The organism is Paenibacillus sp. ACRRX, assembly GCF_022346885.1.
In the GTDB taxonomy this organism is placed as follows: domain Bacteria; phylum Bacillota; class Bacilli; order Paenibacillales; family Paenibacillaceae; genus Paenibacillus_B.
On record NZ_JAKRNK010000001.1, the window covers coordinates 366888 to 384800 of the forward strand.

Here is a 17913-nt window from a genome sequence, read left to right on the forward strand (position 1 = left end):
GAGGTGCTTGATGAAAGTAATGGTGATTTCGAGCAGTGCCCCTTCTCTATTAACGTTTCGTAAAGATATGATAACGGCTTTGCAACGTGATGGATATGAAGTCCTGGCCTCCGCGCCAGAACCTGCACAAGAATGGGCGCCCAGATTCAAATCATTCGGCGTCCATTACTACTCCGTACCGATAGAGCGTAACGGGATCAATCCTCTTAAAGACATTGGCACGCTGATCCAGCTTCTGAAGCTGATACGCAGCACGAAGCCAGATAAGATATTTGCTTATCAAGCAAAATCAATCGTATACGGCTGTATTGCGGCAAAATTGGCAGGGATCAACCATATTTTTGCTTTGGTTGCAGGACTGGGCTCTGTATTTCGTAATAACAGCAGTTTATCTTTTCTTAAGCTTGTATTGATGATGCAGTATAGGCTTGCTCTTTCCTGCTGTGAGCGAGTCTTCTTCCAGAACAACGACGACATCAGCGAGTGCAGGCGACTGCGACTGATTAGAGCAGAGCAGCCCTGTCTTATTCATGGCTCTGGCGTTAATTTGGAGCTGTTTACCGAACAGCCTTTGCCAGATAGCGATACGTTTTTATTTGTCGGTCGACTGATTAAGGATAAAGGGCTAATGGAATACTTGGAAGCTTCGCGAATTGTGAAGCAAAAATATCCTGCAGCGAAGTTCCTTCTGGTAGGTCCGTTTGATACAAATCCGACAGCTATCCAAGAAAGGGACTTGAAGCCGTATATAGAGGATGGCTCCGTGGAGTACGCAGGGGCAACTGATGATGTTAGGCCTTACCTAAGGCAGTGTTCGGTATTTGTACTGCCTTCTTACCATGAAGGCACACCCAAGAGCATTCTGGAAGCTATGGCGACTGCAAGACCTATCGTTACGACAGATGCGCCAGGGTGCAGAGAAACGGTCGTCGATCGTGTAAACGGGTTCCTTGTTCCTGTTAAAGATACGCAAGCTTTAGCCAATAAAATGGTATGGATGATTGAGCATCGGAAATACCTTGAGTCCATGTCCAGCGAAAGCTTGCGCATCTGCAAAGACAAATATGATGTAAACAAAGTGAATAAAGTCATTTTGAATATAATGTCATCCAACCCGATGGAGGTTAAATCTATGCTGGACGCCATCAAGGACAGGGAAACGTCGATTGCGGTAGTTGGACTTGGATATGTCGGACTTCCTTTAGCTGTTGCACTTTCTAAAAGGGCTAAAGTAATTGGTTTTGACAACAGTATCAAAAAAATTGAACGCTACAAGAGCGGGTTCGATCCAACCCATGAAGTGGGTGACGAACATATCCGCGATTGTACGGTGGAATTCACCAGCAACCCTGAGGATATCGCACGAGCTGCATTTGTAATCATAGCTGTGCCAACTCCCGTAGATCCACACAATAAACCGGACTTATCAGCCATATCGGGAGCGAGTCGCGTAGTTGGGCGATATATGGGGAAAGGCAGTATTGTGGTCTACGAGTCCACTGTATATCCCGGTGTGACGGAGGACGTGTGTGTTCCTATTCTGGAGCAGGAGTCAGAAATGATATGTGGTACTGATTTTAAGGTGGGCTACTCTCCCGAGCGTATCAATCCGGGTGATAAGGTACATCGGCTAGAGTCTATTGTCAAGATTGTCTCAGGCATGGATGCGGAGAGTCTAGAAGTAGTCGCTGGTGTGTATGAATTAATAATTGAGGCAGGTGTATTCAGAGCGTCGTCCATTAAAGTAGCGGAGGCTGCCAAAGTTATTGAAAATGCACAGCGAGATATTAATATCGCGTTTATGAATGAATTGTCCATTATTTTTAATCGTCTTGGAATAGATACACTGGACGTCTTGCAGACGGCAGGCACCAAATGGAACTTTCTACATTTTAGACCGGGCCTTGTAGGAGGACACTGCATTGGTGTCGATCCGTACTATCTGACCTATAAGGCTGAGGAAATAGGTTATCATCCAGAGGTTATCCCTGCCGGTCGTCGGATCAATGACAATATGGGCAAATATGTAGCTGAGAGTGTTGTCAAGCAGATGATTCGTGATGACTGCCCTATTAAAGGCGCTAAAGTTCTCTTAATGGGAGTCACCTTTAAAGAAAATGTGCCGGATGTTCGAAATTCCAAAGTAGCCGATATCGTTCGCGAGTTAAAGGAGTATGGGGTCCTGATTTATGCAATAGATCCCCTTGCGGATAGCAGTGAGATTAAGGAAGAATATGGATTTGAACTCGCGCAGGAAGTTCCTCCAGTCGACGCTGTGATTGTTGCGGTAAATCATCAGGATTATGTCAATTTTCCTTTGGAGCAGATTCGAGAAAAGTATGCTGACAACAGAAACGTATTAGTTGATGTTAAAGGCATTTATGATCGGAACGAGGCCGAAGCTTTGGGCTTCAAGTATTGGAGGTTATAAGATGGGCTACGAGCTAGTGAAGCTTTCTAAAGGCACGTTGTTTCTGGTCACAGGTGTCGCTGGCTTTATCGGTTCTAATCTTGCTGAGACGCTGCTTGACATGGGGATGAAGGTACGAGGACTCGACAACTTCTCCACCGGCAAACAAGTGAATGTCAGCCTGTTTGCCAATAACCCTAATTATACATTTATTGAAGGAGACATCCGTGACTTTGATACGTGTCAGCAAGCTTGTAAAGATGCAGAGTATGTACTTCATCAGGCAGCCCTTGGCTCCGTGCCCCGATCGATTGAGGAACCGCTCTTATATGAGGAAAATAATGTGAAGGGCATGCTGAACGTTATGGAGGCAGCTCGTCTGTCAGGAAAGGTAAAACGGTTTGTATATGCTTCTTCCTCGTCTGTATATGGGGATTCAGAAGAACTCCCTAAGCACGAAGGGGCTGAAGGTCAGCTACTTTCCCCTTACGCGGCAACCAAATTAGTGAATGAGCATTATGGCTCGTTGTATACACGACTATACAACATGCCTTGTATTGGGTTGAGGTACTTTAATGTGTTTGGCCCAAGACAAGATCCGGATTCGCAATACGCTGCTGTTATTCCTATTTTTTCGAAGCTGCTTTTGACCGGGGAACGGCCGACCATCAATGGTGATGGGCGGCAGACCAGAGACTTTACCTACATCGATAATGTGATCGAAGCGAACATAAAAGCTTGTGTTGCAGACGAGGCAGCATGCGGGGAGACTTTTAACATCGCGTGCGGCGAAAGGTTCAGTCTGCTTAATATGCTGAAAAACATGTGTGAGCGGCTTGAAGTGGCATATGATCCCGTCTTTGGTCCAGACAGACCTGGGGATATCAAACACAGTCTTGCGGATATATCTAAGGCCCGTATGCTATTGGGCTACGAGGGAGAATGGAATTTCCATAGTGGCTTTGATCGTGCTGCCGACTGGTACCGCAGCTACTTTGAACAGAACGTCTCGACTAATTAATTGGAGATGGAGGACTGTTATGCACGCCGTATGCAGATGGCATCAACGGGCGCGTTGGCTGCACCAGCACCGCGTTCCGTTTTTACCAAAATGGATTTACTATTTGATGCGAATTGTGTTCGCATGTGATCTGCCATATGCGGTAGATATGGCAAAAGACGTAAAGTTGTTCCACAACGGCCTCGGTGTTGTCATCCATCGCCAAGCCAAAATTGGCAGTGGCACAAGCATCTATCAAAATGTAACGATAGGCGGTAACGGGAGAGAGGGAAAAGATAACGGAATTCCCGTTATCGGACGAAATGTATTTATTGGAGCAGGCGCAGTGATTATGGGGCCGATTACGATTGGGGACTATGCCAGGATCGGGGCAAACTCCGTTGTGACGAGATCGGTTCCCCCGTACGGGGTAGCTGTAGGCGCGCCTGCTCAACTTATCCGGATTGATTATGATAGGGGCGTGAGCGCACGATGACAAGCGGAGCACCGCGACGCATCTTACATGTGTTCTCTAGATTGGATAGAGGCGGAGCAGAAACACGCATGATGGATGTATTCCGACATATGGATCGTACTCGCCTCCAATTTGACTTTCTGGTGCTGGAGCCCGGCCAGCACCATTATGATGAAGAGATCGAGCAGCTTGGCGGGAAGAAATATATGGTTCGCCATCCAAAGCGAAGTGGAATCTTTGCACATTTGAAGGATATGTACCAAGTGATGAAGCGAGAGGGGCCCTATCAGGCGGTTCATGCACATACAGCACATCATGCAGGATTGGCTATGCTGGCTGCTCGTCTGGCTGGTGTTACGTTTCGGGTATGCCATGCTCGCACGTCCGGCACGTCCGGCTCCATGCTGAAGCGGTTCTCGATCCTTTTCGGGAGGTTATTGATGCTGCGCTATGCAACGCGGCTGCTTGCCATTAGCTGCGAAGCGGGACGATATTTGTTTGGACAACGAGCGGTAGACAGTGGGAAGGTGGAAGTCGTGCCTAATGCCATCGACTTATCGCCATATTGCCGCCTCCAAGAGATTGAGGTGGCAAGCAGCAGGCGATATATTGGCATTCCCGACTGCCAACTGCTGCTTGGTCACATTGGTCGGCTGCATACAGTCAAAAACCATGTCTTTTTGTTCAAGCTGCTTGCTCATTTAAGGGACTCGCAGATTGATGCCCGCTTAGTCCTTATTGGCGGGGGCGCTCTGCGGAAGCAGCTGGAACAACAGGCTGAAGATAACGGGGTGTTAAGCTGTGTGCATTTCCTTGGTGTACGTACGGACATTCCGCCGCTGCTTCGTCTGCTGGACGTTTTTGTCATGCCTTCATTTTATGAAGGGCTCGGAGGCGCTGCTATTGAGGCGCAAGCGGCGGGTATTCCGTGTGTGTTATCTTCATCTCTTCCCGAAGAGGTTGATATGAAGACGGGTCTGGTACGATTTTTGTCACTACATCAGCCGATCGGGGACTGGGGACAGGTTGTACGGGAGCAGGCGACCCAGCCACGACCAAGCTTTGAGCGCATTTATGCCGCCTTCTTTAAGCGAGGTTTTCTGCTAGAGCAGGAATTGGATCAATTGCAGCATGCTTATGGACTATCTACTTTCCCTCAGGACTACTTGGGTAAACGGAGGATCTACGAAGTATGAACTCCTTGCCGAAACGAGTGCTGCAAGTGATCCCTTCTACTGGATACGGCGGTATCTCATCGATGCTGATGAATATTTATCGCTGTGTAGACAGAGACACCCTGCAATTCGATTTTGCTGCTTTTAATCAGGGACCGCTCCATGACGAGATTGCTGATATGGGTGGTCGTATATTTTATTTCGATTATATAAAAAAGCAAGGCATCTTTTCTTATATGCGCGCATTTAAAAACTTGATTCAAGAGCATGGCCCCTACCAGGCTGTACACGTTCATAACGGTTACAAAGGGGGCTTTGCATTGATGGCGGCCCGGCAGGCGGGTATTGACATCCGTGTCTGCCATATCCATACGAGCAACGTCGAGCAAGCATGGCAGAGAGCGATAGTTCCGCTGTTGAAGACTGCTGCGATCATAAACGCTACGGACCTGTTGGCTTGCGGGCAGGAAGCGGGCAGCTTTATGTATGGCCGCAGGCCCTTCGATGTGCTGACGAACGCGATTAATTCGTCAAGCTACGCCTTCCGAACTCAATCGGATCGCAGCCGAATGAGGAAAGAGCTTGGCATTCCGACTGATTGTCTTGTCATCGGCCATGTGGGCAGACTGTCCGAAGTGAAAAATCACTTCTTTATGATAGATATTGCGGATTGGTTGAAACGGCAGCATCCTGAACTTTGCTTCTGGTTTGTATTTACAGGAGACGGACCGCTCAAATATGACTTAGAACAGGCAATTATCAGCAAAGGTCTTGATCAGCATTTCATATTTACTGGACTCAGATCGGATATTCCGGAACTGCTGCAAGCATTTGATGTTTATTTATTCCCTTCTTTATTCGAGGGGCTGCCGGTTTCTCTTTTGGAAGCACAAGCATCCGGCTTGCCTTGTCTCGTATCTGCTGGCGTACCGAATGAAGCTGACATTGGGGCGGGTCTGGTACGCTTTATGGACTTGGCAGAGGGAAGTGCTAATTGGGCAGCGGCATTGCTGGAGTGGTCAGCAAGAGGCCGAGGCGAACCTCATGAATCCGAGTTAAGGCTAATTGACAAAGGCTATAGTATTCAAGAAAATGTCCGCAAACTGTTACACATCTATCAACTATAAGCACAAACGCTGAACCAACCGAAAATTCATCGGCAGCACAGGTAGGGAGGAGAATGATGCAGCGAATATATGGTGGAGCTCCTTACGTCATCGAAAGCAGCAGCTTGAAGCAGCGATTTATGCTACCATCTTGGCTGTTCTACATGGTTGTATCTATGGCACTTCTTCTCTATTCGTGGCAGCAGCAGCCTATTTATTTAAACGCTGCAATCTTTTTGATGGCGGGGTACATTTGCTTTTCGCACGTCTATCGTAATTTCTTGTTGATTGCTTTTCTATTGCCTTCCCTTCATTTATTTGTAACGGAAGACAGTGGTGTCTCTTATGCTACGATGCTGTTTCTTGTTGCACTCGTCAAGCATGTGGCTGCTCGGTTTAACACAATGAAGCTGCATGTAGTGGGTCTAATTGCGATGCTGTGTATGATTGCGTATGAATGGCTCCATCTATACCTTAATGGCTCGGTCATGGTCGTTCCTGTAATCAGATGGTCAGCTTTGTTCCTGTACGCATCACTGATGATGATCGATTTGAATTTCAGACCTGATTTTAAACAGATTGCGCACTATTTTGTAGCAGGGATCCTGTTATCCAGCGTATGCGGATTTGTGATGTCCTGGGCGGTGCCTAGTGGTGCTGCGACTGGATATGTCAGATTCGAAGGGGCAGGCGGTGACCCGAATGGCTTCGGTATGATGATTTTGATGGCGGCTTTTTTTCTCCTCCATATTTATAAACAATCACGAACACCAAAGCCACGATATATATATTTTGCTTTAGGCTTAATGCTGCTAGGGTTGTCGACCTTGTCCCGCGCTTATTTCCTGACAGCTGCCATTACGGTTGTTCTGTTAGCAGTGTACATGATCGTAACTTCTGAACACAGCATGATTCGGCTTCGCAGGAAGCTTGCACTTGCCGTACTCTTGTTCGCTGCGATCTTCGCCGTTCCTGCCATAGGATTTATTAATTCCATCATGGAGCGGATGTCGATCGGAGACAGCTTGCAGAAGATGACAGGACTGCGCTCCATGCTGGCTGAAAGATACTGGGATGTATTTACGGAATCGACCTTGTGGGAGATGTTTTGGGGCAAGGGAATTATCGGATATTTACAACAGAGCAACATCTCGGTTATGGGTATTTTGACGGGCCCGCATAACACTTATTTGGAATCTTTAATTGCGTGGGGCATGTGCGGAACTATTTTATTTGTCATCTACATGGTGGTATTAAACCAATGCCAAAGGCAGAAAGAAACTTCAAGTCATAAGCCCTCCTTCCTATCTTATCTTCCCATCATTTCCACACTCATCTTTCTAATCTCGTTACAATCCTTAGCCAAGTATAGTACTTACTTTTATATGACCATGTTATTTATGAACATGTACTATTGTGAGCATACTAACCAACGTGATTCTGAACTTATAGCCCCTTCCGCGACGGTGAGAGAATGAAGATAGACAACGCGTTATACAATTTAATCGCGAATCTGCTGCTGCAATTTGTGACAGCTGCTGTTGGCATTATTTTGCCCAGATTAATTATTGAAGCTTACGGCTCTAATATGAATGGCATGATCTCCTCAATTAATCAATTTTTAAGATATTTATCGTTAGTGGAGGCTGGTCTTGGGGCCGCCTCTATCGCTGCGTTATACAAACCACTTGCCGCCAGCAATATCGGTGAAGTTAATGCTGTATTATCGGCTTCACGGCTATTTTATCGCAGAGCTGGTATTATATTTGCGGTGCTTGTTGTAGGGTGCGCAGTATGTTACCCGTTCCTTGTACACGGTCAAGTTCCGGTTATCACATCAAGCGTTATGGTTCTTATTTTGGCAGGAAGCGGCTTGGTGGAGTACTTTATTATTGGTAAATACAGAGTGCTGTTAATGGCAGATCAGAAGAGTTATGTCATATCCCTGATTCAAACGATTGGCGTGATTCTAAATGCTGTAGTCTCCGTCGTCCTCATCATGAGCGGATTTGATGTCCTGATCACCCAAACCGCTGCGACACTCATTTTCGTTTCCAGAGTCCTTTTGGTCAAATGGTATGTCCGGCGGGAATATAAGGAAGTAAACTACCGGGCTGTACCCAATCATAAAGCACTTGACCGACGTTGGGACGCCTTTATTCACCAGCTTAATACGTTAATTGTTTATGCTGCTCCCGTGGTGATCATTACCATCTGCTGCAGTCTCAGTGAGGTAAGTGTGTATGCAGTGTACAACATGGTGTTTGTTGCGGTAAATATGTTTGTTTCCGCGTTCTCTAATGGGTTAATGGCTTCATTTGGCCATGTGATTGCGAGTGGAGAGCGTGGCAGCCTGCTTCGACAATTCGGTGCGTACGAGTACATGTACTATGCCGTTCTTACGGCTGCGTATGCTTGCGCCGCTATTTTAATTTTACCTTTTTTACGCCTTTATACATCTGGTATTCATGATGCAGTATATATCCGTCCAGAACTAGCGGCACTATTTATCGTTGTAGGGATTGTAAGCAACGTACGGCTGCCGCATTATACGTTGATTCAAGCGGCGGGTCATTTTAGAGAAACGAAATATCCGTCCATTGTGGAGTCCATCATTAATTTGGTAGTCTCGATTATACTTGTTCAATGGTTCGGGATGATTGGCGTTATGCTCGGCAGCATTTGCTCGCATCTATATCGCACGCCAGAATTGATAAGGTATACTTCCAAGCATATATTGGAGCACAGTGCAAAGCAGACGATTGTTCGAATTATTAGACTTGTCATTCTGAGCGCAATCGCGATTACTCCGTTTTTATTTGTATTTGTGCCTGAACCTGCTAGTGTAATGAACTGGTTGTTGTGGGCTATTATCGCGGGTACTGTAGTCTTGTTTATTATTGTCATTGGCAATGTGCTTTTAGAGCCGGAAACTGCGAGGCAAGTCTGGAAGCAAGTTAATCGTGCAATCAAGAAATTAAAGCAAAGAAAGGGCAAAGGACAATTAGATCATGATCAAACAAGCTAATCCACAATAGAAAGGTGGAAGATGCTGTGCGCAGAAAAGTTGGAATTGTTCTTGTCATTATACTTCTGATAGGGGCTATTGCAGTCTGGTGGGGGTATGAGTATATAACAAACCGAGAGGTGTCTACGCAAGAATTGGGGGTAGCTACTGATTTCTTTGACTTTAGTAAAGTAGATACGAGTAGACCGGTGGGTGGTGTAGGAACCATTCATCCTGATCAGTCAATATCAGGTTCGCCGCAGCCTACTGCTGAATCTGCGGCGAACAGCGGCGAACAGACGGGCAAACGATCCCAGCAGGAACAACTGCAGACGGAGGGAGCGCAGCAGCCGATAAGCGGAGATGGAAGGACGCAGGCTCCCATTACTGAAGAGTCCATTCGCTCGCGTTATATCGATTGGTTTGAGAGTTTGCAGGCTACAGCGATATCAAGGCTTGATGTGCTGGGCAAACGGGCGAAGGCTGATTATAAGTTGTACAAAGCAGGGAAGTCAAATCGTTCTCTAGCAGATCTGACCTCGCTCTATATGAGTGCAGCCAAAAAGCTTGAGAGAAACGTCGATAAGTCTTTCTATAGTCGGCTGGAGCAAATGAAGTCAGAATTGAAGGAACATGGATTTGGAATTCAACTGGCAGAGGAAGCGGAAGCTGCGTATCGAGCTAAAATTGACCATAAAAAGTCGCAGTTGATGGACAAAGCAGTTGGAAAGTTAAAATAGTTATCGGAGCAGTAGTTTCGAGGTACCTTATTACATGAGAGTACAGTCAATATAGAAGAGGGAGGGGAGGCTCTCTCCTCTATATTGATCTAATCCTTGTGTTAGTTCGTCTGTGTGCAATCCGTGAACATGTTAATTGTGATAGGGTTGTTGCTGGGCGCTATATCCTTGCGTGTATCCGTAGTTATTGTTTGCTGCATACAGATGTGTGCTTGCATTATCGATCTGATTACAGGCTTGCAATACGGCCTGCATTTGGTGGATGGCGTTTTGATGTCCTTGCAAAGCAGTTTGTATCACCTGAACAGCTTGTCGTTCGCGCTGTACCAGTTGTTCCAGATGTTGAGCGTTTTGTTGTTCTTGCTGAAGCAAACGTTGATAGTTACCACTTGCTTGTTCAGTCTGCTGAATCATTTGTTGAATCGTGCTGCGAATTTGCTGCGTAGACGTATGTGTCATGCTCCTAACCTCCTATGTTTAATCTAAGCAGTTGGAATATCATATTTATGATGTGCTTCCCTATACATGACTATGCAAGAGATCAGGAGAATACAAAAATTAGTACTCTAATTCATTCGTAATTTTAAAATATACCTCAAGCACGTCAGGGTGTTTAAGCTCATAAGTATAGAGCGCATCTGGATCGTCAATTGGAATAGCAAATTCGACTTCCATGGCAATCATTAATTCCTTTAATGCTGCTTCGAGATGTGCTTTGTCTACATAATAGGTTGTTGAGATTTGTTGAAAACGTCGTGTGAAAAAGTCCAGTTGGTACTGGATCATATAGGTGTTCACCATCCATGTAATATTCATTGATCTCTTATGACCTAGTTATTATATGATCATCTGTACATAAATGTCACGCATATTCAAGGTACTGATTTAAAGAGTAGAACCCATAATTTAATTGAAGACCAATTGAAGTTTGGTGTTTTTTGTCTCCAATGTGAAGCGAATAAAGGGTATAATAAAAAAGTATGACAAATGAGGAGCTTGTACTTGCAATAAAGCATACATCTCAGAGGGGGAGAGAAGATGGACCTTGGAGCTAAATTATTGATTTTGGACGTGGATACAGGTGTTGATGATGCTCTTGCAATCGCTTACGCGGTTCGTTCGCCTGAGCTTAAGCTGCACGGCATTACGACTTGTTATGGCAACGTTACGGTAAGTGAAGCCGCACGTAACACGTTGATTGTGCTGGAGAAGTTGGGTGTTTATGATGTTCCTGTATTTAAAGGGGCCGAGCAGCCATTGAAACGGAAGAAGGAACATTATGTAAGGCACATTCATGGTGAACATGGCTTAGGTGAAGCGGAGCTATTTGAGCCCCAAAATAAACCTTCTGGTAAGAATGCTGTTGATTATCTTATTGAGCAATTTCGCGCATATCCGAAACAGATTACACTTGTTATGGTCGGACCATTAACGAATTTGGCATTGGCTTTGCAGAAGGCCCCTGATATTGCAGAATTAATCGGGGAGTTAATTATAATGGGGGGAGCCGTGCGTACCCGCGGTAATGTAACATCCCATGCTGAAGCCAATATTCACTGTGATGTTGATGCTGCAGATATTTTATTTAAAGCGAAGTTACCGCTAACTGTGGTTGGTCTTGATGTGACAATGGAAACGTTACTCCCACTGTCGGCTGTTCAGCAGTGGAGAAACGAGAATCCGGATATTGGTGGTTATTTTGCAGACATTACTGAATTTTATATTCGCTTCTATGAGACGCGTTATCCTTGCAGCGGCGGCTGCGCACTGCATGATCCGCTGGCAGTTGGTGTTGCTATTGATGCCAGTTTTGTGAAGCGAGTTCCTTTACACGTCGCTATTGATAAGACAGGCGACGAAATAGGCAGAACAAGAGAGTTAGATGATGGTGAGGCAACATGCGAAGTATGCGTGGAAGTGGACGCCGAGCGTTTCCTGACACATTTTTTGAGTCGCGTCATCTAGCTGTAAAGTGTACAGCAGGTAAGTTGATGATATTTAAGTGTCCTGCAAGCTCAGTCGGAACAGCAAAAGCTCTGCGTTCTAGAAATAACGCAGAGCTTTTGCTATGCGCAGCAGTGAAAATAATAGAATGATCAGCTGCAGCCGTAAATGCTTTGAAAAAAGAAATACATTTTACCTAATTATATAGATTAAGGACAATAGCAATATTTCTCATTAGATTATTATACATATCGCCAGGATCCCACAAACAGCGCTGTTATCATGGTTTTACCCCAGCACTATTAAGTGGTTGATAAAGTTTCCAATTATTATATCTTGTTCCTAATCATTTTCAAAGGCATGATGTCTATGAAACTTGTTTATGGAAGGAGATTTAAAATGCGTTGGAATTCATACATAAAAGGAACTCTCTTAGGCGTATCTTTGTTAACGTTGTCTGTTACAAGCATTCCGACATTAGCCGTCGCCGAGCGATTTGCGATGTCGTATCTTTATTTTGGCAATCCGAGTGGTTACGTACAGGCAGTTGATCACACAAAAGGTAGTCTGGACATGGTATCGCCAAGCTACTTTGACCTTCGTGACGATGGTTCTCTTCTGCTGACAGAAGCGCTTGATCCTGCATTTATTAAGGAAATGCACAGCAAAGGGATGAAAGTAGTTCCATTTCTTAGCAATCATTGGGATCGCAATAAAGGTATAGCTGCTCTGAACAATAGAAATGCACTAGTCAAGCAAATTGCTGCTGCAATAGAAAAGTACAATTTGGATGGAGTTAACGTTGATATCGAAAATGTAACAGACAAGCAGCGCGACGATCAGACGCAGCTGGTTAAAATGCTGCGCGAGGCGATACCAGCCCACAAAGAAGTATCAGTAGCCGTAGCGGCAAACCCGCAAGGATGGACTACAGGGTGGCATGGCTCCTACGATTATGCTGCCTTGTCAAAAGTAAGCGACTACTTAATGATTATGACATATGACGAGAGTTATCAAGGCAGCGAGCCTGGACCAGTTGCCGGTCTGCCTTTTGTTGAACAATCCATTCAATACGCGCTTAAACATGTTCCCAGCAATAAAATTGTACTTGGAATTCCGTTCTATGGCCGTTATTGGAAGTCCGATGGAACGATGAAGGGAAACGCGGCACAGAATCATCGCATAAGTAAACTTTTGCAAGCTTACAATGGCAAGACTTATTATGATGCTGCGAAGCAATCCCCTAAGGGTGTATTTACGATCAAGACAGGGGATGCGCTGCCGAATGTCCATGGAAATACATTAAAGCCGGGAACTTACACCGTCTGGTATGAAAATGAACAGTCAATCCAAGCCAAGCTAAATCTTGTGAATAAGTATGATTTAAAAGGAGCAGGTAATTGGAGCTTAACGGAGGAAGCAGATGGTACTTGGGATTATTATAGTGCCTGGCTCAACGGGTCAGCATTTGTTGATACAACAGGCCATTGGGCGAGTGCTTATATACATTCCGTGAATGAACGCGGCTGGATGACAGGTACCGCTAAGCGAACCTTCGCGCCTGAGCAGCGGTTGACACGTGCGCAGTCGGCCGCCATCGTGGCGCGCCTGCTGCAGCTGCAACCGCAATCGGCTGTCCGTCCATTTTGGGATGTGCCGTCACGTCATTGGGCGGCAAATGACATCCTCATGGCACAGCAAGCCGGTATAATGAAGGGGCGGGCAGATGGCAGCTTTGGCCCGGAGGAATCGATAACACGTGAAGAATTGACGGTGCTGCTGGCTCGAGTGCTTCAGGCGTCCCCGTCCAAGCCGGTTATTAGTTCCTTCGAAGACGTGAGCAGCGACAGATGGTCAGCAGCCTCCATTGCGGTACTAGTGGAAAACGGAATTGTTGACGGTTACCGAGATGGTACTTTCCGACCACTCCAAGCGGTCACTCGTGCTGAAATGGCCAAGATGCTGGACCTTGCAGCTCCGATACTAAATGAACAGTTTAAATAATCCATTTGTATCCGATTGTCCCCAGTGAATCGGTGTACCAAATTAATATTGAACATACGAATAATCCCCTCTGTCCAGACGATGATGCTCATCTGGACAGAGGGGATTTCGTATGTCTGGAAAGAAGAGATTACTCTTCCTTCCAGTCTTCTTTGCTTAATTGCTCGTCAATCACGTCTACAAAGCGGTTAAAGCAATTACAGTAGAAGTCTTTGCGGCAAATCGGGCATGGCATCGTTAACAGACGGTTAATCGATTTCTTGCCGTTGTTGTCAAACAAACGAAGCTGTGTTCCGTCATGAAGGGTAAGAACCAACTGAGACAAATTCGTCTCTGGATTATGGTCTGACACCTGTGTTCTCTTTACAATTGGTTGATAGGACATCTTCATTATCACCTGCACTCTACTTTTTTGCGTACTTACCATCTTAGGGGAATTGCAGATGCTTGTCAATTGGCAAGCTATCATTGCATTTGTACGCATGATTATCCTTACATTTGGTACATATTAAGAACAGCACAACGCATCATATATTATAACCTAAAACAAGGCTGAATGGAGGGCAGAAATGAGGGAATTAAGAAACGCAGCAAAAGGATTTAATCAGCATCGTAAAGCTCGGCTCGAGCTAAAGATCAGTGCAGCTGTGGTAGCCGTACTTATTGCAATGATGGCTTGTGTTCCTACGATAGGTGCAGCGATCCCGAATGAACAGTTGAATCTGCCGCAGGTAACTAACTTGCAGGCTATTCAAGATAAGAAATCGGTAGCTATTGTCATTGATGACTTTGGCAACAAGATGAAAGGGACAGAACTGATGTTAAAGCTGCCGGTACATATTACGGTTGCTGTGATGCCATTTTTGCAAACATCAGTTGCTGATGCGAAGCTTGCTCACCAGATGGGACATGAAGTGATCGTACATATGCCGATGGAGCCAAAGTCCGGAAAAGCAAGCTGGCTCGGACCAGGAGCTATTTTGTCATCACAATCGGATGAGGAGATCGAGAAAAGAATCCGTACGGCCATTGATGCTGTTCCACATGCGGTTGGGATGAATAATCATATGGGCTCCAAAATAACGGGAGACAAGCGCGTGATGCGAGTTGTACTGCGAGTCATTAAGGAGAAGGGGATGTATTTTCTCGACAGCAAAACCAATTATCGCTCCGTTATAGGAGAAGTTGCCAAGGAAATCGGGGTTCCCGTTGTAAACAATCAAATATTTTTGGATGACGTCTACTCTGAATCTCACGTCACCAAGCAATGGAGCAAAGTGCTGGATCAGCTCAAGTCTAGTGCGGCATGTATCACGATCGGACATGTTGGAGCGGGTGGCCTGAAGACGGCAGCCGTCCTCCATCGTCAAGTTCCTCAAGCGATGAAGGACGTACATTTCGTCCGCATATCTGAATTGGTGAAGCGATAGAAGTCATAACTGTCTAATCGTTGTCTTGAAGCGACTGATCAAATGGATAACAACTACAATACCTTCAGTTATGAAAAAGTAGCGTAATACTGGATAATAGCATCACAAATTCGTTGGGCAATGGCAGATTGGCCTGTACTGTTCGTCAGCAACAAACGATCCTGTGCATTGCTAATAAATCCAGTTTCTACAATTACTGCGGGCTGCTGCACTTTTCGCAGCAAATAATATTTTTTGCCGGATTCAGGAAGCATTACTTTCTGAAATAGGGGATTCAATTGCTGCTGGATCAAAGTAGCAAGCATCCTGCTTCGACCTTCTTCCTGATGCAGTACAATTGGCCCGCGAGCTGCCTGATTTTTGCCCCAATTGACGTGGAGACTCACGTAAATGGAGACTGGAACCTCTTCGCTTAACTGGCGTCGTTGCGCTAGGTCTTTGCGATGCCTTGAGCGTGTAACCGACCAGCGATTGTCATCACTTAAAGCGTAGTCTCCCGTACGATTCAAGACGGCAGGGATGTTTTTACTCTTTAACAGCAAATACAGCTTTTGAGCGATGGCCAAGTTAATATCTTTTTCCAAAATATTCTCATGTACGGTTCCACCGTCGATCCCACCGTGCCCAGCATCAATGAGAACAAATGGGTGCGGAAATACATGAGTAATATGTTGATGCTCATCGTCAGCGTCGATCGTTGATTGTTGTTCATCCGTCATGTGGTTCATGAAGGTTGGCGACTTCACAGAACAGGCATCGACAGTAGAAGCCGCAAACATGGCATTAACACTGATCAGGACAGTGATGCAGGTTAAACAAAATGTCCGTGGGTAACGCATGGAACATGACCTCTTTTCCACATAACCTTGTCTTAGGTATTATGTCGTATCGTGCACGAATAAGAAACATGCCATACAAAGCGCATATTGGAAATTAGGGGTTCAAAACAATAATGAAAACAGGTTTAAAATGAGTTGATAAAGCTCACACTAGAAGCAAAATAAGTTGTTCAGTTACGGGGGGATGAGCATGTCAAAACGTGATGATTTAATAAAGTATATTACACAACGTGTAGTGACCTATATAGATGAGCCCAAGGAACAACGGAGCGAGCGTAGGCTGGAACGCAAGCACCAGCAGCGAGAGCTTTGGTTGGTACGCTGGTTCGGGCTATTGCCATTTAGCATGAAAATGATGGCAGGTGACTGGAAACATGCGGGGCAGCCAGTGGTGAAGCGGGCTACACGAATCGTGGATCGTATCCGTCGTACAGGCAAGTGGGGAAAAGGAAAAACATTGTCCTAAATATACAAAGGCATGCACCGTATAAACCGGGGCATGCCTTCTTTATGTTGGAGATTAAGGGGTGGATTGTGTTTGAACTGGTGTAATATAACCGGTTGTTAATGCTAACGGCTCTGCAATAAAGCGGATACACGCAGCTCCCGAAGCTGACACTGCCGCATATGAAGCGGCAAATGTACGACCGTCTGTCCATCCCTGCTTGCCAACTAATGCATAAGGCAGGTTTATTGTGCCGCTGCTGTAGGAGCGTGACTGAACATAGATCCATGGTGAGGTTTGCAGGTCTGGTTTCCAATTATCCAGCCATTCTAGTGCTTTTTTGCCGTTTAATTGACGAGAACCGTTCATCCATTGAATATTGTCGTATGGATCAAAGGTGGATCTGATGACGACAGGGTTGTCCGGAGTGAGCAAAGGATTGGAGATGACCCCTGACAATGAGGTATGTCCTCCTGTTCGTGCCGATGAAGCCGCTGAGGTGATGTGATGGAAGGACGACTTGTTCAGACGCTTAACAGATTCATCAAGACGGGACATTTCTAATTCTTCTGGCAGCTGCTCTCCCGTTTCTGCGTCAAGAAGCACCATTTTATTGCCGTTATTTACTCTCCACATTGCTATCAAAGGTGGTGCATATAATGGTTTAATATCAAGCGATTCTTGCTCCCAGCCTAGTGCATGAATCGCTTCCGATAGAATAGCTTGATCATAAGGGAGTCGAGAACCTACTCCATACTCAGTTAACAAATAATCGTCATCTGGTGTCGCGTGTATGATCAAATACCCAACAGTCTTGTTATGTGAACTTAGCACGTTTACTAGCCAGCCATGTGTACCAGGCCCAAGCGGTTGTACGTCGGTCTTGGCCCGCTTCCACGCAGAGAAAGGCTGATGCTGCGATAGTCTTTGAACGGTCTGATCAACGGTCTCCTGCAGGGAAAGACGGGGAGCAGTTCGATACCTAGCAGCTTCTGCTCGAGATATGGATTGTGACGGAATGTAGGCAGACTCTTGATGTAGTGTGGCGAAAGCTTGGCGGCGAAAATGGTTGGAAGTGCTGGTTTGACTCGTCTCCGGCAGGCTGATCTGAATCCGGGCCGGTTGTTGTATGGCATCCGAGCCCGCTACAATGACATATGATAATCCTGCGGACACAACAGCTGTTAACGCCGCAGCACATGTTAAGCGAACGAAGTGATTCCACCAATGGTTCATGTTCAAGCACCTCATTTCTTGGCAACCTAATAGAATATTAATGGTTTACCCTATTTATGCGAACTTAACACCATTTTATCGAAGCTATTTTTAAAAGACTGT

General features: G+C 45.6%; 17 protein-coding genes. 12 read left to right on the plus strand and 5 right to left on the minus strand.

Annotated elements, in window-relative coordinates; translation table 11 throughout:
- The first annotated feature begins 10 nt into the window (after positions 1-10).
- The 8 genes from MH117_RS26665 to MH117_RS01645 are packed head-to-tail and all read left to right on the plus strand — an operon-like array spanning position 11 to position 9913.
- Positions 11-2431, plus strand: coding sequence for a nucleotide sugar dehydrogenase (locus tag MH117_RS26665; RefSeq protein WP_343224426.1), 2421 nt, complete (start codon positions 11-13; stop codon positions 2429-2431).
- 1 nt (position 2432) lies between these two features.
- Positions 2433-3431, plus strand: coding sequence for an SDR family oxidoreductase (locus MH117_RS01615; RefSeq protein WP_239326712.1), 999 nt, complete (start codon positions 2433-2435; stop codon positions 3429-3431).
- Positions 3432-3450: 19 nt separating this feature from the next.
- Positions 3451-3906 (plus strand): serine O-acetyltransferase, encoded by a 456-nt coding sequence (locus tag MH117_RS01620; protein WP_239326714.1) that lies wholly within the window; start codon positions 3451-3453, stop codon positions 3904-3906.
- The gene (locus MH117_RS01625; RefSeq protein ID WP_239326716.1) at positions 3903-5081 is read left to right on the plus strand and encodes a glycosyltransferase family 1 protein; all 1179 of its coding nucleotides are present in this window, start codon (positions 3903-3905) and stop codon (positions 5079-5081) included. Before MH117_RS01620 ends, MH117_RS01625 begins: the two co-directional genes overlap by 4 nt.
- Positions 5078-6187: a glycosyltransferase family 1 protein gene (locus MH117_RS01630; protein ID WP_239326718.1), complete on the plus strand. Its 1110-nt coding sequence runs from the start codon at positions 5078-5080 to the stop codon at positions 6185-6187. The genes MH117_RS01625 and MH117_RS01630 overlap by 4 nt, the downstream gene beginning before the upstream one ends.
- A 56-nt stretch (positions 6188-6243) precedes the next feature.
- Positions 6244-7644, plus strand: coding sequence for a hypothetical protein (locus MH117_RS01635; RefSeq protein ID WP_239326720.1), 1401 nt, complete (start codon positions 6244-6246; stop codon positions 7642-7644).
- Entirely contained in the window at positions 7641-9194 is a 1554-nt protein-coding gene (locus tag MH117_RS01640) for a polysaccharide biosynthesis C-terminal domain-containing protein (RefSeq protein WP_239326722.1), read from the plus strand. The genes MH117_RS01635 and MH117_RS01640 overlap by 4 nt, the downstream gene beginning before the upstream one ends.
- A 26-nt stretch (positions 9195-9220) precedes the next feature.
- Positions 9221-9913, plus strand: a complete 693-nt coding sequence (locus MH117_RS01645) for a hypothetical protein (protein WP_239326724.1) — start codon at positions 9221-9223, stop codon at positions 9911-9913.
- 132 nt (positions 9914-10045) lie between these two features.
- Here MH117_RS01645 and MH117_RS01650 read toward each other — a convergent pair whose 3' ends face one another.
- Both MH117_RS01650 and MH117_RS01655 read right to left on the minus strand, forming a co-directional pair.
- A complete protein-coding gene (locus MH117_RS01650) occupies positions 10046-10372 on the minus strand; it encodes a hypothetical protein (RefSeq protein WP_239326726.1) in 327 nt (108 codons plus the stop codon).
- A gap of 99 nt (positions 10373-10471) precedes the next feature.
- Positions 10472-10729 (minus strand): hypothetical protein, encoded by a 258-nt coding sequence (locus MH117_RS01655; protein WP_239326728.1) that lies wholly within the window; start codon positions 10727-10729, stop codon positions 10472-10474.
- Between the two features lie 222 nt (positions 10730-10951).
- Here MH117_RS01655 and MH117_RS01660 point away from each other — a divergent pair, with 222 nt between their 5' ends.
- Entirely contained in the window at positions 10952-11878 is a 927-nt protein-coding gene (locus MH117_RS01660; protein WP_239326729.1) for a nucleoside hydrolase, read from the plus strand.
- Between the two features lie 378 nt (positions 11879-12256).
- On the plus strand, positions 12257-13861 hold the full coding sequence (locus MH117_RS01665) for a glycosyl hydrolase family 18 protein (protein ID WP_239326731.1): 1605 nt from the start codon (positions 12257-12259) through the stop codon (positions 13859-13861).
- Between the two features lie 130 nt (positions 13862-13991).
- Here MH117_RS01665 and MH117_RS01670 read toward each other — a convergent pair whose 3' ends face one another.
- Positions 13992-14246 (minus strand): hypothetical protein, encoded by a 255-nt coding sequence (locus tag MH117_RS01670; RefSeq protein WP_239326733.1) that lies wholly within the window; start codon positions 14244-14246, stop codon positions 13992-13994.
- Positions 14247-14430: 184 nt separating this feature from the next.
- Here MH117_RS01670 and MH117_RS01675 point away from each other — a divergent pair, with 184 nt between their 5' ends.
- Positions 14431-15291 carry a divergent polysaccharide deacetylase family protein gene (locus MH117_RS01675; protein ID WP_239326735.1) on the plus strand — a complete coding sequence of 287 codons (861 nt, stop codon included), beginning with the start codon at positions 14431-14433 and terminating at the stop codon, positions 15289-15291.
- A gap of 68 nt (positions 15292-15359) precedes the next feature.
- On the opposite strand, the gene MH117_RS01680 is transcribed toward MH117_RS01675, so the two are convergent.
- On the minus strand, positions 15360-16130 hold the full coding sequence (locus MH117_RS01680) for an N-acetylmuramoyl-L-alanine amidase family protein (protein WP_481857216.1): 771 nt from the start codon (positions 16128-16130) through the stop codon (positions 15360-15362).
- A gap of 190 nt (positions 16131-16320) precedes the next feature.
- Between MH117_RS01680 and MH117_RS01685 the strand changes: the two genes are divergently transcribed.
- Positions 16321-16596 carry a YqzE family protein gene (locus MH117_RS01685; RefSeq protein WP_239326737.1) on the plus strand — a complete coding sequence of 92 codons (276 nt, stop codon included), beginning with the start codon at positions 16321-16323 and terminating at the stop codon, positions 16594-16596.
- 54 nt (positions 16597-16650) lie between these two features.
- On the opposite strand, the gene MH117_RS01690 is transcribed toward MH117_RS01685, so the two are convergent.
- The gene (locus MH117_RS01690) at positions 16651-17811 is read right to left on the minus strand and encodes a hypothetical protein (protein ID WP_239326739.1); all 1161 of its coding nucleotides are present in this window, start codon (positions 17809-17811) and stop codon (positions 16651-16653) included.
- Positions 17812-17913 lie beyond the last annotated feature (102 nt).